The organism is Parasaccharibacter sp. TMW 2.1891, assembly GCF_023337675.1.
In the GTDB taxonomy this organism is placed as follows: Bacteria; Pseudomonadota; Alphaproteobacteria; order Acetobacterales; family Acetobacteraceae; genus Bombella; species Bombella apis.
This window is the reverse complement of the sequence record NZ_QORT01000001.1, coordinates 657216-677069: the sequence shown is the minus strand read 5'-3', so window position 1 is coordinate 677069 and position 19854 is coordinate 657216. Positions and strand designations below refer to the sequence as shown.

At 60.5% G+C, this 19854-nt stretch carries 16 protein-coding genes; 4 read left to right on the top strand and 12 right to left on the bottom strand.

Going from position 1 to position 19854, the window contains the following annotated elements:
* The first annotated feature begins 61 nt into the window (after positions 1–61).
* Positions 62–655, top strand: coding sequence for a 2'-5' RNA ligase family protein (locus DTJ15_RS02910; RefSeq protein ID WP_249109357.1), 594 nt, complete (start codon positions 62–64; stop codon positions 653–655).
* Here the strand turns inward: DTJ15_RS02910 and DTJ15_RS02905 are convergent.
* Both DTJ15_RS02905 and DTJ15_RS02900 read right to left on the bottom strand, forming a co-directional pair.
* A complete protein-coding gene (locus DTJ15_RS02905; protein WP_249109356.1) occupies positions 652–2691 on the bottom strand; it encodes a lysylphosphatidylglycerol synthase domain-containing protein in 2040 nt (679 codons plus the stop codon). The two genes, DTJ15_RS02910 and DTJ15_RS02905, sit on opposite strands and share 4 nt — an antisense overlap.
* Before the next feature lie 3 nt (positions 2692–2694).
* Positions 2695–4317 (bottom strand): lysine--tRNA ligase, encoded by a 1623-nt coding sequence (locus tag DTJ15_RS02900; RefSeq protein WP_248630427.1) that lies wholly within the window; start codon positions 4315–4317, stop codon positions 2695–2697.
* A gap of 94 nt (positions 4318–4411) precedes the next feature.
* Between DTJ15_RS02900 and DTJ15_RS02895 the strand changes: the two genes are divergently transcribed.
* The gene (locus DTJ15_RS02895; RefSeq protein ID WP_249109355.1) at positions 4412–7405 is read left to right on the top strand and encodes an ATP-dependent DNA helicase; all 2994 of its coding nucleotides are present in this window, start codon (positions 4412–4414) and stop codon (positions 7403–7405) included.
* 105 nt (positions 7406–7510) lie between these two features.
* Here DTJ15_RS02895 and groL read toward each other — a convergent pair whose 3' ends face one another.
* Complete coding sequence (gene groL, locus DTJ15_RS02890) at positions 7511–9172, bottom strand: chaperonin GroEL (RefSeq protein ID WP_043560525.1); 1662 nt, start codon at positions 9170–9172, stop codon at positions 7511–7513.
* Between the two features lie 54 nt (positions 9173–9226).
* Entirely contained in the window at positions 9227–9517 is a 291-nt protein-coding gene (groES, locus tag DTJ15_RS02885) for a co-chaperone GroES (protein WP_249109353.1), read from the bottom strand.
* A gap of 322 nt (positions 9518–9839) precedes the next feature.
* Between groES and DTJ15_RS02880 the strand changes: the two genes are divergently transcribed.
* Positions 9840–10628, top strand: a complete 789-nt coding sequence (locus tag DTJ15_RS02880) for an SDR family oxidoreductase (RefSeq protein WP_249109351.1) — start codon at positions 9840–9842, stop codon at positions 10626–10628.
* Between the two features lie 75 nt (positions 10629–10703).
* On the opposite strand, the gene DTJ15_RS02875 is transcribed toward DTJ15_RS02880, so the two are convergent.
* Complete coding sequence (locus DTJ15_RS02875; protein WP_043560531.1) at positions 10704–11600, bottom strand: S-methyl-5'-thioadenosine phosphorylase; 897 nt, start codon at positions 11598–11600, stop codon at positions 10704–10706.
* Between the two features lie 261 nt (positions 11601–11861).
* On the opposite strand from DTJ15_RS02875, the gene hemF reads away from it, so the two are divergent.
* Positions 11862–12767, top strand: a complete 906-nt coding sequence (gene hemF, locus DTJ15_RS02870) for an oxygen-dependent coproporphyrinogen oxidase (RefSeq protein ID WP_081563047.1) — start codon at positions 11862–11864, stop codon at positions 12765–12767.
* A gap of 38 nt (positions 12768–12805) precedes the next feature.
* Here hemF and galE read toward each other — a convergent pair whose 3' ends face one another.
* The 7 genes from galE to DTJ15_RS02835 form a co-directional block, all read right to left on the bottom strand.
* Positions 12806–13792: a UDP-glucose 4-epimerase GalE gene (gene galE, locus DTJ15_RS02865; RefSeq protein ID WP_043560537.1), complete on the bottom strand. Its 987-nt coding sequence runs from the start codon at positions 13790–13792 to the stop codon at positions 12806–12808.
* Between the two features lie 148 nt (positions 13793–13940).
* Positions 13941–14738 carry an ABC transporter ATP-binding protein gene (locus DTJ15_RS02860; protein WP_043560539.1) on the bottom strand — a complete coding sequence of 266 codons (798 nt, stop codon included), beginning with the start codon at positions 14736–14738 and terminating at the stop codon, positions 13941–13943.
* 1 nt (position 14739) lies between these two features.
* Positions 14740–15786, bottom strand: coding sequence for an iron ABC transporter permease (locus DTJ15_RS02855; protein ID WP_052349086.1), 1047 nt, complete (start codon positions 15784–15786; stop codon positions 14740–14742).
* A gap of 37 nt (positions 15787–15823) precedes the next feature.
* Entirely contained in the window at positions 15824–16963 is a 1140-nt protein-coding gene (locus tag DTJ15_RS02850) for an ABC transporter substrate-binding protein (protein WP_043560542.1), read from the bottom strand.
* Between the two features lie 154 nt (positions 16964–17117).
* Positions 17118–17687: a Smr/MutS family protein gene (locus tag DTJ15_RS02845; protein ID WP_249109349.1), complete on the bottom strand. Its 570-nt coding sequence runs from the start codon at positions 17685–17687 to the stop codon at positions 17118–17120.
* A gap of 4 nt (positions 17688–17691) precedes the next feature.
* Entirely contained in the window at positions 17692–18531 is an 840-nt protein-coding gene (locus tag DTJ15_RS02840; protein WP_086431081.1) for a site-specific DNA-methyltransferase, read from the bottom strand.
* Entirely contained in the window at positions 18528–19763 is a 1236-nt protein-coding gene (locus DTJ15_RS02835) for a murein transglycosylase A (RefSeq protein WP_249109348.1), read from the bottom strand. Before DTJ15_RS02835 ends, DTJ15_RS02840 begins: the two co-directional genes overlap by 4 nt.
* Positions 19764–19854 lie beyond the last annotated feature (91 nt).

Sequence of the window (19854 nt, the reverse complement as noted above, 5' to 3'; positions counted from 1 at the left end):
AGAATTCAGGACAAGACCCTGACTTTCTTTTTGTTAATCTCCCTGATTTGCGGGAGGCCCCATGAATCTTTCCCTCGCCCTCACGCTGTCCCCCACCATACAGGCAGAACTTGGCCTGCTGCGTGGCAGTCTGGATGATGTCCGCTGGTCACCGGCAGAACAGTGTCTGATCCCCCTCCAGCCCCTTGGCCACCTAAACAGCCGCCACGAGATGGAGGAGCTGGACATGACCCTGTCCCACCTGCGATGGGAACCTTTCTCTCTGGCCCTCCATCAGGTCGGCCATCAGATGGGAGAGATGGAAGACCGGCTGACAGTCAGCCTCACTCCGCAGGCCCCGCTACTTGCCTTGCAGAAGCGGCTTGCCAGCACCCTCCGCCGCGCAGGCCTCTCCCTGCCCCGCCGTGCCGTCGTCCCGGAAGTGACCATTGCCTGGCTGGAACCGGCCTCCCCGACCGATCTCATCCCATGGATACAGCGGCACAACCTCTTTCACAGCTCTGAAATGACAGTAGACCACATCAGTCTGGTAGAGCATCTGCCTTCTGGCACCGGCCTCCATCTCCAGATTCTGGAAGCCTACCCGGCCCAGCCGGGGCTTGCCCTGCCGCACGTCAGCCCTCTTCTGGCTGATGAGGAAAACGGGTTTTTCTAAAGGCCCAGCAGCAGCTTCAGGGCGTGATAATCTTCCGGCCGGCAGACAAGAAACCATCCCTCGTCGCCTTCAAGAGAAAAAAGACCAAGGCCGAAAGAGGCGTAGATGTCCGCCTGCCGTGCTCCCTGCTGAAGGACGGCCAGCTGGCACCCTTCCTGCACGGCGTAATCCCGCAGCCGCCAGACAGCACCACCCCGCTGTCCCCGTGCCCCCACGGCTCCGCCCAGACACAGGAGCACTGGCTCCGACAGCAGGAAAGGCTTCAGCCGGACCACCGCGCAGGCAGCCTTCCCCGTTGCATCCGACAAAATGCCATCAGGCACGAAAAGGCGCTCACACGGCAGGGAAAGAGCCTCTGCTGAATCCTGAAGGCAGGCGTACTGCACCCGGGCATCCATGTTCCATGGGAGAAGATGCAGCCGTGCTTTCCTCAGGGCAAACCACAGCCCCAGCAGACAGCACACGGCCGCACCACCGAGAAACCAGCGCCCGACCGCCGTATGGGCATCATGAACCATAGAACGCCACCAGACATGCCCGAGATGCCGCTGACGGGCGATCCAGCTGACACCGGCCAACCCGCACAGCCAGAGCGAAAATGGCGCCAGAACAAAAGGAGAAAACGGCTCTACCCGCCAGTAAGCCTGCCTGTAATAGGTTTTGCGGAATGGCAGCAAAACGAACAGCACGGCCAGCACGACAAGAAAAGCCACCCAATGGGCCTGCCTTACGGTCAGGATCACCAGCGTGATGGACAGAGCCCCGACAGAAAGCCGCCAAGCCAACGCCACCCGCTGGGACAGCCCCAGAGACAGGCCGACGAGCATCACCCCGATGAGGGTCAGCAGAAAAGCGGCGCCCTGAAGAAGGACCGCACTCCAGAAAGAATGGAACGGAGGCAATGGTGCCAGAAGGGCATAAACCACGATGACGATGCCCAGCACGGCCTGACTGCCCGTGGCAACGATCGTGGCGAAATCCGCTTCAGATGAACGCAAACTCTGGCTGTGCTCCACGGTCCTGCCAAACCGGGCCAGCAGAGGTGCCCCTTTTATGAACAGCTCATGCCCGGCAAACATGGCACCCGCCAGAAGCAGGGGAATGATGTAATAGAACAGGCGAAAAACCAGAATCCCTGCCATGATGTGCGGCACGGAAAACCACGGGGACAGCGCCAGCAGCATGGTGCTGTCGAACACTCCCAGCCCACCCGGAACATTGGCCAGCAGACCGGCCGTGTAAGCCCCGATATAAATGGCCAGAAACCCGCCAAATGTCAGGCCGCTCCCATTGGGCAGCGTATCCAGCACACACCATGCGATCAGGGCGGTAGCAGACATGTCCGCCATGCTGGACAGGATCTGCCCCAGCCCGATCCGCCAGTCTGGAAACCGCAATGTCCACCTGCCAATATGCACTTCCTGCTTCCAGCAGGGCAGAAGCACATAGGCCAGCAGGACAGAGAAACAGGCTGCCCCCCCAAGATCAGTTACCCAGGGCGGCAGATGACGGACATAAGGAATAATGCCCGGCTGGGCCAGCAGGATGAACCCCACAAGCCCCAGCATCCCCAGCCAGTAGGTGACGGAACAGAACGCCACGATGGCCGCAATCTTGATCCCCGGCACACCCCAGTTACGATAGAGCCTGTAGCGCACAGCCGTGCCCGAAATGGCTGCGCACCCAAGATTATGGGACAGGACATAGGAACAGAACGCCACAAAGGCTGACCGCCGCCACGAAATGCCCGCCTGCACATGATGACAGGCCAGACCATCGTAGAAAGACAGGATGGCATAAGAAAGAATGGTTGCCCCGGCCCCCTTCCACAAGGCGGCGGCAGGAATGGCATGAAGCCCCGCCATCACCTGCTGGAGGGACAGATGCTGAAGCTCCCGCCAGATCACCAGCCCCGCAAAAATGAGCAGGACCAGCCCCACCATGGCCGGCAGACGCGTCAGAAAACGCCGCAGCCGTCCGTCAGCAAGTGACGGAGAGGCATCCGCACCATCTGGCATACCGGAGGGAGCCGTCATGCCTCAGCCTCTGGTTTCCTCCGTTGCCCCGGCAGGCTCAACAGGACGTGCCAGAGCCTCATCAATGAGGGCAACAGTCTCCTTCAGGCCAAACAAAGCCGCAAAAATGCCGAAGCGGGGGCCCTCTTTCTGCCCCAGCAGCACCTCATACAGGCACCCGAACCAGGACCGCAGCTCCGGCTTGGCAAAGTAACGCTTGCCGACCTCAAATACGACATTCTGCACATCATCCGGGGTCGCATTGTCCGGCACCGTCTTCAGCGTTGCTGCGAGGTCTTCCAGACCTTTGCGCTCTGTCTCCGTCGGAGCACGGAACACCTTGGTCGGACGGACACGCTCATTGAAGTAATCCAGAGCGTGCTGCACCAGCCGTGCCACATAAGGATGTGTCTCTGGCGACAGGCTGGAATCATAACGCCGCAGGAACTTCCAGAGTGTCTCCACTTCCCTGGCATTGGCCACACTGGCCAGATTCAGCAGGGCTGTGAAGGAAACCGGGCTGGTATCCTGCGGGCGCAGTTTCCCTTCATGGATGAACCATACCGGGTTGGAAAGGAACTCCTCTGCGCTCTGCTGCTCACCCTTCTGCACGAGGGCCAGATATTCATCCGTGGCTCTGGGGATCATGTCCGTATAGAGCCTTTTGGCACGGGTCGGCTGCTGGAACATGTAATGAGCCAGACTCTCCGACGGGCCGTACCGCAGCCATTCCTCCACGGAGAGGCCATTTCCCTTGGACTTGCTGATCTTCTGCCCATTGGCATCGAGGAACAGCTCATAGGTCAGGTTCAGCGGTGGCTCACTGCCAAGAATGCGGCATATCCTGGAGGAAAGCTTCACGCTGTCGATGAGGTCCTTGCCGGACATCTCATAATCGACACCCAGAGCATACCAGCGCATGGCCCAGTCGGCCTTCCACTGCATCTTGGCCTGTCCGCCATAGACGGATGTCTCAAAGCTCTTCCCGTCCTCGTCCTTCCAGACGACTGTCCCGGCTTCCGGGTTCACGCTGATGATGGGCACCTGCATGACACGGCCCGTCTCGGGATGGATCGGCAGCACGGGGGAATAGGTCGCCCGCCGTTCCTTGCCCAGCGTGGGAGCGATCACCTCGATGATGCGGTCATGCTCTTCCAGAACACGCTTCAGCGCCGCATCGAAGATGCCGGACGTGTAGTAATCGGTTGCAGAAGCAAATTCATAATCGAACCCGAACGCATCAAGGAACTGGCGCAGGCGGGCATTGTTGTGCGCCGCAAAACTCTCATGCGTGCCAAACGGATCGGGAATACGGGAGAGCGGCAGGCCAAGATGCTCAGCCAGCATCTCCTGCTGGGGGACATTGCCCGGCACCTTGCGCAGGGCATCCATGTCATCAGAAAAGGCCAGAAGACGGGTCTGGCGACCTGTCAGCTTCTCAAAAGCCTGCCGGACCCATGTCGTCCGGGCCACTTCGCCGAACGTACCGATATGCGGCAGGCCGGAAGGCCCGTAGCCTGTCTCCATCAGAACCGGTTTGCTGGGGTCCCTGTCTGCCACACGGGCAGCCAGTTTACGGGCTTCCTCAAACGGCCAGAGCTTGGGGAAAGACGAATCATTCTGGGGAGAAGGCGTTTTGTTCTGCATAAGACTACGTTAATTATGAACCCTCCCCCCTCTGGTCAAGTATGCAGGCGGGACGTGCACTGCTTTCCCCTCGCAGAAGGGGGACTTCCTGTGTATGAGTTGGAGCATGCCCAGCCTGTTCCGCTCCCACCTTGATGCGCCAGCCCTGATCGCACGACATGGCCTCTCCTCCCTCATCACGCCTGATGGTGAGGTGCTGGACATCCCCCTTGCCGAAGTCCGGGACATGCTCCGCCAGCTGCCGCCGCCGCTGCTCATCCACGGGCCTGCCACGCTCCGCCTGCTGGAACTGCCCCCGGAACCTCCTCCCGCTCCCTGGCTGGACCTGCTGGAACTCTTCCTTCTCGTCCATCCGGCCCGGAGCGTGACCCCGACAGCCCGTGGCCTCGCCCTGGAGCTGGGCCTTGCAGAACCGACGGATACAGCTCCCCTACAGGCCGACAGTCTCTACCGTATTGCCCAGCACCTTCTGGATGAGCTGTCGGGACAGCCTCCCCAGAAAATCGCGACGCTCCACCTTCTGCTGCCCACTCTGGACCAGGCCGGATGGAGCTGGCACGACATCGTGAAAGAGGCCCTGCCTCCTCCCTCTGCATCTTCGGGACGATCCAGAGAAATTGATGCCCTGAAAATATGGCGGCGCCTGCCCCAGTGGGAGGAGCGTGCGCCCCGTCCCCCTGCTGGCAGCCAGCCAGTCAGCCAGCAGGAAGCCCGCAGGCGTCTTTCCGCCCTGCTGGGCAGGCATGCAGAACCCCGCCCCGGTCAGGCCGATTTTGCCTCGGCCACCAGCTACGCCTTCACCCCCCGGGATGTCGCCAATGCCCCCAACATCATGCTGGCCGAGGCGGGTACCGGCACGGGCAAGACAATGGGCTACATCGCCCCGGCCAGCCTCTGGGCCGAAAAGAATGACGGAGCTGTCTGGGTCAGTACCTATACCCGCCATCTGCAACGGCAGATCGAACAGGAACTGACCCGTCTTTACCCCGATCCGACAGAACGGCATGAACTTGCCGTCATCCGCAAGGGGCGGGAAAACTATCTCTGCCTCCTGAACCTGGAAGATATCACCACCGCCCTTCTCAACCGCCAGCCACAGGCGCAGCCTGGCCTCATCCCGCTGGTCTTTCTCGCTCTCTGGGCCGAGACCACGGAAGATGGCGACCTGATGGGGGGCGACCTTCCCGGCTGGTTCGGGGACCTGTTCCAGCCCGGGCTGCTGAACATGATTGCCGACCGGCGGGGCGAGTGCATCCATTCCGCCTGCCCGCATTATCAGAGCTGCTTCATCGAGCATGGCATACGCCGTGCACAACATGCCCGGTTCGTCATCGCCAACCATGCGCTCGTCCTGTCCCAGGCAGCGTGGAACGCCATGCTGCCGCAGGACATGGCACCCGGCAATCTGGCAGACGAAAATGGCGTCCCCACCCGTTATGTCTTTGATGAAGGCCATCATATCCCTGATGCAGCAGACAATGCCTTCTCTCTGGTCTTCTCCGGGCTGGAAGCAGCCGACCTGCGCCGCTGGATACTCGGGGCTGAGGGGAGCCGCTCCCGTGCCCGTGGCCTGATGCGCCGCATGGAAGACCTGATGGAGCGCCTGCCAGCCCTCAAGGATGCCCTTCAGGAGCTTGTCCTTGCCACACAGAAAGGCCTGCCACGCCCCGGCTGGAGCGGACGCCTGCATGAGGCCCGGCAGGCCCGCATGGCCCCGCCGCCACCAGACGTCCCCCCGCTGGAAGACAGGCCTGCCACCCCGCCTGATGACGATGAGGAAGACCCTTTCCCCCTCGCCATGGTCGAGGAAGCGTCCCTCCCCCAACCGGCCGAGGCGTTCCTCCAGATGCTGGACATGCATCTGGATGCCCGCATAGCGGAAATACAGATGCAGACCCGCGGCCAGCAGGGCCATTATCCTCGCCAGGAATGCGACCTGCACCCCATACCCGCCCCGCTGCGTGAGCACGCCGAAACCCTGCTCACGGCCCTTCAGGACATCGTCACCCCGCTGGACCGGATCATCCGGCACCTTCAGGAAGCTCTGGAAGCGCAGGAGGAAGACCCCGATACAGCCTTCCAGCAACGGCTGGAGGGAACCATACGCAGCCTGCATCGCCGTGCCCTCTCCCGCCTTCAAGGGTGGATCAGCATGGTACGGGCCATCATGGAGCAACCCGTTGCCCAGACAAGCCTGCCGACCTATGTGGACTTCATCCACCGGGAGCCTTTACCCCCCACACGGCTCCTCCAGGGAGGACACGACATTGCCCTGAACCGCCACTGGCTGGACCCGACCATTCCCTTCGCCAGCACCCTGCAAAGCACCACGCACGGGCTGCTCATCACCTCCGCCACCCTGCGGGACCGCAGCCCGGATGAAGACGGGGAAGCCGGATGGGAAAAGGCTGAGCGACGACTGGGCACGGCGCATTTCCTCAAGCCCCCCATGCGGGCTGCCCTGATGAGTCCCTTCGACTATGCCCACCAGACACGGGCCTACATCATCACGGATGTCTCACGGGACCCGGCAGCACAGGCGCAGGCCTTTCAGGCTCTTTTTGAAACCGCCAATGGAGGAGCTCTGGGGCTTTTCACAGCCATTCAACGGCTGAAAGAGGTCCACCGCCGCATCCATGAGCCGCTGGGGATGAAGAACATCCCCCTCTACGCCCAGCATGTGGACGCCATGAACAACGCCACGCTGGTGGATGTCTTCCGTACCGAGACGAACAGCTGCCTGCTGGGCACGGATGCCATGCGTGATGGCGTGGATGTCCCTGGAGAGGCCCTCCGCATGGTGGTGATGGAGCGCACCCCCTGGCCCCGGCCCGACATCCTACACCGGGAACGCCGCCGCCATCTTTCCGGCGGCAGGCCGGGCGATTATGACGACCTCATCACCCGGATGCGCCTGCGTCAGGCCTTCGGGCGCCTCATCCGCCGGGCTGATGACCGGGGCGTGTTCATCATTCTGGACAGCCGGATGCCGTCCCGCCTTCTCTCCGCCTTCCCTGATGGCGTACCTGTCCAGCGTCTACCGCTGAGCGAAGCACTGACAGACATTGACGGCTTCCTGAACAGGTAAAACACAAAAAAGCCCCGCTCCCGAAAGAGCGAGGCTTTTCTTTCTGCCTGTACGGGACAGGAGGCCATCCCGGCCAGAGTGACCGGGATGGGGAAGGATGAGCGATCAGAAGCCGCCCATACCACCCATGCCACCCATTCCGCCCATGCCACCCATACCGGCACCAGCAGCATCGTCGGACTTCTTCTCCGGACGCTCGGCAACCATGGCTTCGGTGGTGATCAGCAGGCCAGCCACGGAGGCTGCATCCTGAAGGGCCGTGCGGACGACCTTGGTCGGGTCAATGATACCGGCAGCCACGAGGTCCTTGTACTCACCCTTCTGGGCGTCAAAGCCTTCGTTATAGTTGCTCAGTTCCAGCACCTTGCCAGCAATCACGGCACCATCTTCACCAGCATTGTGGGCAATCTGGCGCAGCGGAGCCTGAAGAGCCTTGCGAACGATCTGGGCACCAGCACGCTGGTCGTCATTCTCGAAGGTCAGGTCATCGAACAGCAGGCTTGCACGGGCCAGAGCCGTACCACCACCCGGGACGATACCTTCCTCAACAGCCGCACGGGTTGCGTGCAGGGCATCATCAACGCGGTCCTTGCGCTCCTTCACCTCGACCTCGGTGCTGCCACCGACGCGGATGACGGCAACGCCACCAGCCAGCTTGGCCAGACGCTCCTGGAGCTTCTCACGGTCATAGTCGGATGTCGTGGCTTCGATCTGAGAGCGGATCTGGGCGCAACGGCCCTTGATGCCCTCGGCAGCACCGGCACCCTCGACGATGGTGGTGTTCTCCTTGTCGATATGCACCTTCTTGGCCGTGCCAAGCATGTCCAGCGTGACGGATTCCAGCTTGATGCCGATATCCTCGGAGACGACCTGACCACCGGTCACGATGGCGATGTCTTCCAGCATGGCCTTGCGACGGTCACCGAAGCCCGGAGCCTTCACGGCAGCGATCTTCAGGCCACCACGCAGCTTGTTGACGACCAGCGTGGCCAGAGCCTCACCATCGACTTCCTCAGCGATGATCAGCAGCGGGCGGCCAGACTGCACGACGCTTTCCAGCAGCGGCAGCATCGGCTGGAGAGAAGAGATCTTCTTCTCGTGGATCAGGATGTAAGGGTTTTCCAGATCAGCCGTCATCTTCTCCGTGTTCGTCACGAAGTACGGGGAGATGTAGCCACGGTCAAACTGCATGCCTTCCACGACATCCAGCTCGGTGTGCAGGCCCTTGGCCTCTTCCACCGTGATGACACCCTCGTGACCGACCTTCTCCATGGCTTCGGAGATCATCTTGCCGACTTCGGACTCGCCGTTGGCAGAGATCGTGCCGACCTGGGAAATCTCATCCTGGGAGGAGATCTTCTTGGTGCGGGTCTTCAGTTCTTCCACGACACGCAGCACGGCCTTGTCGATGCCACGCTTCAGGTCCATCGGGTTCATGCCGGCGGCGACAGCCTTGGCACCCTCACGGATGATGGCCTGGGCCAGAACGGTAGCGGTCGTGGTGCCGTCACCAGCCACATCGTTGGTCTTGGAGGACACTTCACGCACCATCTGTGCGCCCATGTTCTCGAACTTGTCGGCCAGCTCGATCTCCTTGGCGACGGAAACGCCGTCCTTGGTGATGCGGGGGGCACCGTAGCTCTTGTCCAGAACGACATTGCGGCCCTTCGGACCGAGCGTCACCTTCACGGCATTGGCAAGAATATCAACACCACGGAGCATGCGCTCACGGGCATCAGCACCAAATTTCACGTCTTTAGCAGCCATAACACCTAATTCCTTCAAAGATGGTCGGAGAGAAAAATGTCCGGGAATGTGGCCTCAGCCGACGATGCCCAGAATGTCGCTCTCTTTCATGATCAGCAGGTCTTCACCGCCGATCTTCACCTCGGTACCGGACCACTTGCCAAACAGGACACGGTCGCCAGCCTTGACATCCAGCGCCACGACCTGACCCTGCTCATTGCGGGCACCGGACCCAACGGCCAGGACCTCGCCTTCCATCGGCTTTTCCTTGGCGGTTTCAGGAATGATGATGCCACCGGCGGTTTTTTCTTCACCGTCCAGACGGCGGACCACTACACGGTCGTGAAGGGGACGAAACTTCGTCATGGATCACTCCATTTTAGGCTGGCCCTTCCATAAAGCAGCGCAGCCGGGTTATTGCGCTCATTCTAGCAGCGCACCAGTAAACTCCCCGATCAAACGGGGCGAATGAGAGATAGTGACGCCCCCCTGTAGCGTCAAGAACTCCCCTCCGAGGCACCGGAGATTTTTTAATCGTTCTTACTTTTAAACAAACATTCATGAATAGGCGCATCCTGTCATGAGCCACACCGTTTCATTCCCTCTTGCTCCTGACCACGAAGAGGTGAAAACTTCTCTTTTCCATTCCCTGAAAAGGGGCGTCTTTACAGGATCAGGAGAGGCCATCATGGACCTGCATCTGCAAGAACGAACAGCCATCATCATGGGAGGAAGCCGGGGGCTGGGACTGGGCATTGCCCGATCCCTGGCACGGGAAGGCGTCCGCCCCTGTCTGCTGGCCCGTGATGAAAACAGACTGCGGCAGGCCGCTCATGATCTGGCAGCCGAGACCGGCATCACCCCGCACTGGCATGCCGTGGATTTCTCGGCACCAGACAGCGTACAGACCTGCCTGACAGCCCTCCAGAATATCATGCCGGAGACGGACATCATCATCGGCAATGGCGGCGGACCGCCCCTAGAGCCTGCCACGGCCTGCGATCCGGCACTCTGGCAGAAAGAAACCGCCACGATGCTTCTGCCTGTCATGCAGCTTGTCGGCCAGTATCTGCCGGGCATGAGGCAACGACAGTTCGGCCGGATCATCATGGTGTCCTCCACCAGTATCGTGGAGCCCATTCCCAACCTCGTTCTCTCCAGCGCACTCCGCTCCGCCCTGGCCAGCTGGGGCAAAACCCTCGCCCGGGAGGTCGCCCATGATGGCGTGACGGTCAATACGCTGCTGCCCGGCCGCTTCGAGACGGACCGCGTCGCCACCCTGAACAGAATACGGGCTGAAAAGGCTGGTATTCCGCTCGAAGAGTTCCGCAGGCAGAAAGAAAACGGCGTGCCCGCAGGCCGCTACGGCCAACCCGAAGAGCTGGGGCACATGGCCGCCTTTCTGGCCAGCCCTCTGGCGGCCTACATCACCGGGACCCGCATCCCGGTTGACGGGGGCCTGCTTCACGGTTTCTGAAAGCCCTGCATGCAGAAAGACCTCCCCGCCATCCAGCGGGGAGGCCCTCCCTTCACAAAGCCATCAGGCTGGCGCTCAGCTGAACAGCACACGCCCCGCAACAGCGTCCAGACGGGCCAGAACGGAGAAGTCTCTGGCTTCCGGCGGCGTGATGATGGCATTGTCCAGCGCACGCTCGGCTGCACCGGTACCGGTGCAGATGGGGCGGGCCTTGCCAAGGGCCGGAATGGCCCGGCGAACAAGCTCCCGGGCATGTTTGGAGTTGCTCTTCATGGTACGGACGACAGCATCCACCGTGACGTGCTCATGCTCTTCGTGCCAGCAGTCATAATCGGTCACCATGGCAACGGTGGCATAGTTCATTTCTGCCTCACGGGCCAGACGGGCCTCCGGCATGTTCGTCATGCCGATGACCGACGCCCCCCATGAGCGATAAAGCTCGCTCTCGGCCCGGGTGGAAAACTGCGGCCCCTCGATAACGACATAGCTGCCGCCCCGTGTAACCGTGATACCCAGCTTTTCGGCCTCATCAGCCAGCGTGGTGGCCATGCGGGCGGAAACCGGCTCACCCATGCTGACATGGGCCACGCAGCCTTCCTCAAAAAAGGTCCGGGGACGCCCCTGTGTCAGGTCAATGAACTGATCCACCAGCACAAAATGGCCCGGAGCCAGCTCTTCCTTCAGAGACCCCACGGCAGAGAGAGAGATGATGTCCGTCACACCGGCCCGCTTGAGGGCATCAATGTTCGCACGGTAATTCAGACGTGAGGGCGGAATGGGATGCCCACGGCCATGACGGGGCAGAAACACGCAGCGCACCCCCTCCAGCGTGCCAAAGAGGAGCTCATCGGAAGGAGCGCCCCAAGGGGATTCACAACGCCGCCACTCCCGGTTTTCCAGCCCGTCAATCTCATAAAGGCCTGAGCCCCCGATGACACCAATGACAGGTTCGATCATCTTGTCTGCAACCATAAATCCTCACTCCATCCTGCCTCGACCCGGTCGCCGCTCGCAGGGCACACAGTCCCGCACAACCCTTCCGGCAGTCCTCTCATCAGATAGCGGACAGTCTTTCAGAAGACCAACCCAAAAATCAATAGGCAGGGTTGCCTGCCCTTTTTACAACATCAGGAAAAGCCAGTAAGCCAGAATGAGCCTTTTGGCCTATGAACAGCATGACAACCCAGAGTGACAAACCATCCATTTCTGCCCCACACAGATCAGGAGATGCCCATGCCATCCTCAACGCCTTTTGCCCTGCCCGACCTGCCCCATGCCGGCTTGACGGACGAGGCCCGCAGCTGGTTCGAAAGCCTGCGTGACAGGATATGCGCCGCCTATGAGGCTCTGGAAGACGAGGCAGCAGCCGGGGACGCTCCCGTTCTGGCCGGGCATGAGCTGCCGGGGCGTTTCCAGCGTACGGCCTGGGAGAGGCCTGAAGGTGGCGGTGGTGTCATGTCTGTCATGAAGGGGCGTGTCTTTGAGAAGGTTGGCGTGAATGTCTCAACCGTCTGGGGGGAATTTTCACCAGAATTCCGCAAGACCATTCCCGGTGCGGCGGAGGACCCACGCTTCTTTGCCACAGGCATCTCTCTGGTGGCCCATCCCTGCAACCCCCATGTCAGTGCGGCGCATTTCAACACCCGCATGATCATCACCTCAAAGGGATGGTTCGGTGGGGGTGGCGACATCACGCCCATGTTCCCTGAAAGCCCGGAAGCCCTCGAAGATGCGGCCACGTTCCACCGGGCCTTTCAGGAGGCCTGCGACAGACACGACCCGGACTACTATCCCCGCTTCAAGAAATGGTGTGATGAGTATTTCTTCCTGAAACACCGCAACGAACCCCGTGGGCTGGGCGGCATCTTCTATGACTGGCTGGACAGCCAGAACCTCGCCAATGACTTCACCTTCACCCGGGATGTGGGAGAAGCCTTCCTGAACAGCTATGCCGGCATCGTCCGGGGGCGGATGTTCACTCCCTGGACGGATGGAGACCGTCAGGCCCAGCTCAGGCGACGGGGCCGTTATGTGGAGTTCAACCTCCTTTATGACCGGGGGACGCTCTTCGGCCTGAAAACAGGCGGCAATACCGAGGCCATCCTGATGTCCATGCCACCAGAAGTCATCTGGCCCTGAAGCATTCATGTCCAGCTCCATACGGAGCTGGAGAATGATCAGTCAGCATAGCCCTGCGGATGAGCCTGCCGCCAGCGCAGGGCTGTTTCAACAATCATGTCAAGCCCTGCAAATCTGGGCGTCCAGCCTGTATCGGCGTGCAGTCGTGCCGGGTCTGCCACCAGTCTGACAGGGTCTCCTTCCCGCCTTGGAGCAGGCTCCCAAGGTACCGACCGGCCGCTTACCCTTTCAACACTGGCAATAACCTCCAGATTGGAATAACCACACCCGGTCCCGATATTGTAGCATATGCTGCCCTGCTCCATCTGCTCCAGCGCCCTGAGATGGGCTTCGGCAATATCGGCGACATGCACATAGTCACGAATACAGGACCCGTCCATCGTTGGATAATCCAGGCCAAACAGCTTCAGCGTTGGCCGCATTCCCAACGCAGCCTCGATCGTCAAAGGAATCAGGTGCGTTTCAGGGCGATGATCTTCACCTGCCCTTCCAGCGGGATCGGCCCCAGCAGCATTAAAATAACGCAGGCAGGCGCTTCTCATGCCGTATATCCTGTCAGCCCAATGCAGGACACGTTCGATCATGAATTTGCTTTCCCCATAGGGGGAACCGGGATCAACAGATGCCGCTTCTGAAATGAGGCCAGTGCGCTCCGTTCCTCCAAACAGTGCCGCTGTGGAGGAAAAGACAAATTTCTTCACGCCATGGGCCACACAGGCTTCGATGAGATTGAGCGTGGTGAGATAATTCCGCCTCAGATAATGGAGGGGCCTTCTCACACTGTCACCAACACGGGACAGGGCAGCGAAATGCAGCACACCATCCCACGGCCCCTGGGCCATCACACCCGCTGTGGCCTCCTGACTGGCCAGATCGACCAGAAAGAAAGGGACGCCAGGTGGCACGGCTGCCCGATGCCCTGTGCTCAGATCATCAAGAACAGCAACTTCATGCCCTGCATCCAGCAGGGCAAGCACGACATGACTGCCAACAAAACCGGCACCACCCGTCACGAGATAACGCATCGGGGCCTCCTGACCAGAAAAGCCCCGAAAGAACTCACGACATCTGAAAACAGTCCGTTACTGGGCAATGGCTCATCCTGTCCCTACCTGACAAACACGCCATGGTATCCGTGCGGGTCATCATGGGACTTTCCGGCAGCACAGTGCCTCAGCCATCACTCCCAATAATGCCATCCACCAGCACATGGGGCAGCCCACGGGGACAGACCTCCAGACGGGTCTGGACACCATAGACATCTCCCAGCACGGCAGGTGTTGTCACGGCCATGACAGCCCCCTGTGCCACAAGCCGACCATCCCGCATATAGACAACATCATGAGCACGTTGCAGAGCGATGTTCAGATCGTGAACAACCAGTAGCGTCACGATATCACGTTTCCGTGTCTCACGACGGACGACGTCCATGACGGCAAACTGATACCGCAGGTCCAGCGCACTCAAGGGTTCATCCAGCAGCAACATGGCCGGACGGCGCACCAGGGCCTGCGCCAGTCCCACCATCTGCCGCTGACCACCGGACAGTTCATCCATGTAGCGCAGGGCCAGCCTGCCGATACCCAGCTCCTCCAGAACGTCGGTGCTTTCCCGCAGGGCACACTCGGCAGACACGGCCTCCCCCGCCCGACGGGCCACCATCACCGCCTCGATCACCTGAAGATGAACGGCAGGCGGCAGGCTCTGTGGCAGATAGGCAGCCAGCCTGGCCCGCTCACCAACCCCCAGTTTTGAAAGATCCTGCCCGGCAAGGCGAACACACCCCTCCGCCCGGGTCAGGCCGGCAACTCCCCGCATGAAGGTGGACTTGCCCGAGCCATTCGGCCCCAGCAGGGCCGTCACACGCCCGGCCCGCATGGGGGCAAGCGTCATGTCATGCAGGACCTGCCGCCGCCCATAATGGACACTGAAATTTTCAACTTCCAGCTGATGTGTCTGACAGTTCCCCATTTCAGGCCCCCTTTCTCAGAACCACGGCAAGGAAGAAAGGAATTCCCACCAGTGAGGTAACAATCCCCACCGGAATCACGACCCCCGGCAGAATGTTCTTGGCCGCGATGGAGGCCAGCGACATGATGAGCCCACCGCACAGGGCAGCCCCGGGCAGATAAAAACGATGATCCTCCCCCAGCAGGCGGCGGGCAATGTGGGGCGCAACCAGCCCCACGAAACCGATCGTCCCGACAAAGGATACAGCCAGGGCAGACAGCACACTGATGCGCAGCAGAGACATCATCCGCAGGCGTTTCGTATCCACACCATAACTTGCTGCCCGGTCCTCCCCCAGCCGCAGGGCTGTCAGGGCCGGAGCCGCCCGGAAGCAGAACGGCAGCACCAACAGGCAACCGAGGCTCATGACGGAAATCTTGCCCCAGTCAGCCCGGGTCAGGCTACCCATCGTCCAGAAAACAAGGTCCTGAAGAGCATCCTCATCAGCGATGAACTGCATCAAGGCCACGAAGGCATGAAAAGTGAATACCAGCGCAATACCGAACAGCACCACCATGGCCGTGGAATGGCCCCGTGCCCGGGCCACCAGCTCCAGCAGACCAGCCGAACCCACAGCAAACACGAACGCCTCCAGCGGGACCATCCAGTTTTCCGGCACATAAGGGATATGCCAATGCAGCACGATGGCCAGAGAGGCCCCAAATGCCGCCGCCGCCGACACACCCAGCGTGTAAGGGCTGGCCAGGGGGTTATCCAGCACCGTCTGCATCTCCCCACCGGATATTCCCAAAGCAACGCCCACCAGGGCCGCCATCAGGGCATAAGGCAGGCGGATATGCCATACGATGACGGCATTCGTCCCGGATGAGGGATGCATGAGCGCATGAAACAAGGCCGCCGGGCCAAGACCGGCCGGGCCCAGGGAAAAATCAAGCAGTATGGAAAAAAGGATCAGCCCTGCCATCAGGCAGAGGACACCCACCCTGTGGCGGGTCAGCTTTACATAGGATGCCTGTATGCCTGTCAATCGTGCGGCAAGACGGGCCATTTCGTCTGATGGCCCGTCTGTTCTGGTCTCTGTCTCTTTAATGGGCATTCGCCTTGATCCAATATGTCCCGCTGTTCGGCATCACTGTAAAACGGCTCTGTACCAGGCTGCGGTCAGCATCCGGGTCCAGATCCCTGAAGCGTTCGGGATAAAACCATTTTGCCATGACCTCAATGGCGAGAATATTGAACGGACTGTCATAGAACGTGTGCCAGATACCATAGGCACGTCCATTGCGGACCGCCCCAAGCCCGGCAAGTTCAGGCGCTTTCAGCAGGGCCGCAAGAGAGGCCTGCGCCATCTCCGGCGTCACCTGTGATCCCATCTTCAGGCCCGGCCCGCTGTTGCCCGGCCCCCGGGTGCCATCCAGAATCAGCACGTCGGGATCTTTGGCGATGACCATCTCTGCCGAAACATCGCCGATATAACCCGGTAGAAGATCGGCTGCGATGTTGCGCCCCCCGGCAGCCTCGATAAAGGCTCCCATGTTGCCTCGCCCTGCCGTATGGCAGCAGCTCTGCCGCGCCCCGGCCAGCATGTTGATGAACACGCTGGGGCGTTGGGCCTCCGGGATTGTCTCCACGACAGACTGGATGGCCTTCAGACGGCTTTCATAAAAATCCGTATAGGCTTTTGCTTCTGCCTCACGCCCGAGGGCCTGGCCGAGAATGACCATGCTGGGGACGGTCGTTTTTACCGGGTCCTGCCGGAAATCCACAAACAGGACAGGCACATGCGCTGCCCGCAGCCTGGCCGTCACATCACCAGTCTGCCCGGGACCATGGCCGGTCGTGCTGAAAATGGCGAGATCAGGATGAAGGTCCAGCACCTTTTCCGGACTGATCGTATCAGCGGTTGTCCGTCCGATCACGGCGACCTTGTCAGCCTCCGGAAATGTCTTGAGCATCTGCTCATAATTCTGTCTGTCGGCCTCCCGGAATTCCCCCTGCCAGCCGACGATACGGTCAAACAGATGCTTTCCCTCCAGAGGCTCCAAGGCGTAGATCAGCCGCCCTTCTCCCAGAATGATGCGCTGGGGATGATCCGGAACGGACACGACCGCCCCCGTGATGTCCCGCACATCCTTCGCCTGAGCCTGATGGACTGGCCACATACCGCCAGCCAGGGCTGCCAGCATGACGCCGGCAGAGCCAAACAGGGCTTTCAATGAAACCATGATCTTGCGCCTTTCCCGGAAAGGTCATCCCGCAGGGACACCATGCCCCCCATGGATGAAACCTCCTGCTTTAATTGATAATCATTCTCGACATTAATGTTATAGAAAACCTCTTCCCCTTCTCCAAGATCGGAATGATCCTCCCTTTCCTCTTCTAGCGTTTTTTCCGCAAAAGAAGCCGCAAGGCACCCTGATTTCCCTGATGGCTGTGCACCACACCCAGCACCATGGGCGCTATGTCGGCACGATGCAGCCAATGAGGCAATTCCCGGCGGATGCTCCCTCCCCGGATGCCACTGCCCAGCCCGGTAACGACCTCGACACAGCGCCACCCCATGACACGACTGCGCTGCATGAAGCGGTGAAACTCCTCAAAAGCCTCCTGCACGACGTAGCCATGCAGGTCGAGCCGGGCATCCACACGCATCTGCCCACGGGACAGACGACGCCACTGCGTATCATCAAGGCCAGGAGCACGGACCCCCACATGCGGGGCAGGACGGGGACGGGGTGCCCTGGCCGGCTGGGCCATCACCAGCCTGACCGTCATCATCCCTGTATTCCGCCCCCCTTCCGACTGGCGAGCTACCGTACTCTCCGTCTTGCCAGTCTCCTCCCGGACAAACCTGCCCGCAGCCTCCCTTCGCCCCCGCAACGGGGCAACATCCCAGACGAAAGCTTTCCACAGCGCCGCTTCATCATCACCCAGAGTCCGTCTTGCCACCTTGTTATGCCCCGTCTTCCGTCACTGCGCCGGTATCACCCTGCATTATCATGGCACGCAGACGCTTGCGTGCAAACCGGACATAGGTCGTATCGGCCTCAATGCCGATGGAGCGGACCTTCAGCGACTCTGCGGCCACAAGGCTCGTCCCCGTTCCCATGAACGGGTCCAGCACCATCATCTCAGGATGCACCCCATGCAGGCGGATGCAACGCTCCGGCAGGGCAACGGGGAAGGTCCCCGGATGGCTGTAGCGGGCTGAACGACTCCGTACCGTTTCATAGGGGATGAACCATGTATCACCCCGACACCGCCGGTCCTCCCTGTGCTGGCGACGATGGATGTTGCTTTTGTCCGTGAAAGGAACACCCGCCCCGAGCCGGTCCAGCTCCACATCTCCCTGTTTGGTCAGGTGGAAAATATGCTCATGGTTCCGGTTGACGTAGCGAGGTGAATTGACCGGCTTGAAGTGCCCATGCGTCACCTCCCCTACCGATACGGACTTGATCCATGAAATATGGTTCTGAAGGGTAAACAGCTTCCTCAACCGGACCATCAGCTCGAATGGCAACCATGGCTGGGCAGATGACCCGGCTATATTGAGAAAAAAAGACCCATCATCCCGCATCACACGGGCTACCTTGGAGCAGATAATCTCCATCCAGTCGAGATAACTCTCCTCGGAGAGGCTGTCCCTGTAGCTGCGGTAAGCAAGCCCCAGATTATAGGGAGGGGATGTCACCACCACATCCACACTGCCTGCGGGCATACGCCGCATGACACTCAGACAGTCTCCCCGGATGAGCGTATGCATCCCCAGCGTCTCACGACGCGCACGAATCATCTGGCTGTCTGCCCCGCCCCTGCTGCCATGACCTCCGTTGCCGTACCGACGACCGGCTGCTCACCAGCCTGCTTTGCCTCAGGCAGGGGGACGAGAACCATCATCTGACCGTGATTCTTCATGTCCCCAGCAATCCTGGCGGCCTTCTCACCCCACCCGAGGAACAGATCCCCACGCGCTGCACCCCGTATGTCGCTCCCGGTATCCTGCGCAAAGACCATCCGGGACCATGTCACGAAACGCCCCTGCGCATCCTTGCCACTGATATTCACCCAGACAGGCATCCCATACCCCACGAAGCGCCTGTCCACGGCAAGAGAACGCTGAGGAGTCAGCGGCAGGCCAAAGCCCCCTGTCGGTCCTTCATCAGCCGTGCGCTGCGTGCGGCGGAAAAAGACATAACTGGGGTTTGCCTCCAGGACAGAAGCAACCTGATCCGGATTGTTGGCCAGCCAGTCCCGGATGCTCTGGGCATCCACATCTTCCGACTTCATCAGCCCACGTTTGACCAGCACGCGGCCAATCGGAACATAAGGCCGCCCATTGCGGCCATCATAACCAAGAAACACCTGCTGGCCGTCCGGCAGGCGCAAACGGCCAGAGCCCTGCGTCTGCAGGAACAGCAGATCGACAGGGCTTTTCAGCCAGGCCAGCTCCAGCCCTTTCCCCTCCAGAGAACCAGAATTGATGGTTGCCCGGTCATCATAGGGCCGGAACACGGAATTCACCCAATGGCCATATTCCAGCTCGCCATTTTCATCCCGCCCCCGCAGGAGGTCTTTCGGGCGGGCATAAACAGGAATCTGATACTCTCCACCCTGTGTAAGCGAGGCAGAAACCTCAGGGTCATAGTACCCCGTATAGAAAGCATCCTGCTGGACGAGGTAGGGCTGGAACCAGCTCTCGAAGAACTGTCTGGCCTCCGTCCTGTTACTCCGCACCGACGAGGCTGCCACGCAGACATTCTTCCAGTCTTTCATGTCACGGCCATAAGGCAGGGTAACGGCGCCTCCAAGAGAAGCCCCCGCAGGCAGATGGGCGATACGCAGGCACTCCAGCCGCACCATGTTGACCAGCGCCGTATGGTCCTCTCCCTCCCAGCCGGGGAGCTGGCTGAAGCTGACAGGAGCAACATCCATCCTGCCCTTGGGAGCGCCGGGCATACACCCGGCAAGAAGAAGCATCAGAGGGCCCAGCACCAGACCAGCAGAGGAGAAACGACGTTTCATCATGACAGAGTTACCCCACCCCGGCATGAACAAGCACCGGGTCTTCATCATACCCGGCCTCCCCGTGCGGGAGACCAACCTTACCCAGCGGGGT

Coding starts and splice junctions, on each gene's coding strand:
- groL (WP_043560525.1), bottom strand. CDS start 9,172: ATGGCTGCTAAAGACGTGAAATTTGGTGCTGATGCCCGTGAGCGCATG.
- DTJ15_RS02855 (WP_052349086.1), bottom strand. CDS start 15,786: ATGGCCCGTCTTGCCGCACGATTGACAGGCATACAGGCATCCTATGTA.
- DTJ15_RS02910 (WP_249109357.1), top strand. CDS start 62: ATGAATCTTTCCCTCGCCCTCACGCTGTCCCCCACCATACAGGCAGAA.
- DTJ15_RS02840 (WP_086431081.1), bottom strand. CDS start 18,531: ATGATTCGTGCGCGTCGTGAGACGCTGGGGATGCATACGCTCATCCGG.
- DTJ15_RS02850 (WP_043560542.1), bottom strand. CDS start 16,963: ATGGTTTCATTGAAAGCCCTGTTTGGCTCTGCCGGCGTCATGCTGGCA.
- DTJ15_RS02860 (WP_043560539.1), bottom strand. CDS start 14,738: ATGGGGAACTGTCAGACACATCAGCTGGAAGTTGAAAATTTCAGTGTC.
- DTJ15_RS02905 (WP_249109356.1), bottom strand. CDS start 2,691: ATGACGGCTCCCTCCGGTATGCCAGATGGTGCGGATGCCTCTCCGTCA.
- galE (WP_043560537.1), bottom strand. CDS start 13,792: ATGCGTTATCTCGTGACGGGTGGTGCCGGTTTTGTTGGCAGTCATGTC.
- DTJ15_RS02895 (WP_249109355.1), top strand. CDS start 4,412: ATGAGTTGGAGCATGCCCAGCCTGTTCCGCTCCCACCTTGATGCGCCA.
- hemF (WP_081563047.1), top strand. CDS start 11,862: ATGCCATCCTCAACGCCTTTTGCCCTGCCCGACCTGCCCCATGCCGGC.
- groES (WP_249109353.1), bottom strand. CDS start 9,517: ATGACGAAGTTTCGTCCCCTTCACGACCGTGTAGTGGTCCGCCGTCTG.
- DTJ15_RS02880 (WP_249109351.1), top strand. CDS start 9,840: ATGGACCTGCATCTGCAAGAACGAACAGCCATCATCATGGGAGGAAGC.
- DTJ15_RS02835 (WP_249109348.1), bottom strand. CDS start 19,763: ATGATGAAACGTCGTTTCTCCTCTGCTGGTCTGGTGCTGGGCCCTCTG.
- DTJ15_RS02900 (WP_248630427.1), bottom strand. CDS start 4,317: ATGCAGAACAAAACGCCTTCTCCCCAGAATGATTCGTCTTTCCCCAAG.
- DTJ15_RS02875 (WP_043560531.1), bottom strand. CDS start 11,600: ATGGTTGCAGACAAGATGATCGAACCTGTCATTGGTGTCATCGGGGGC.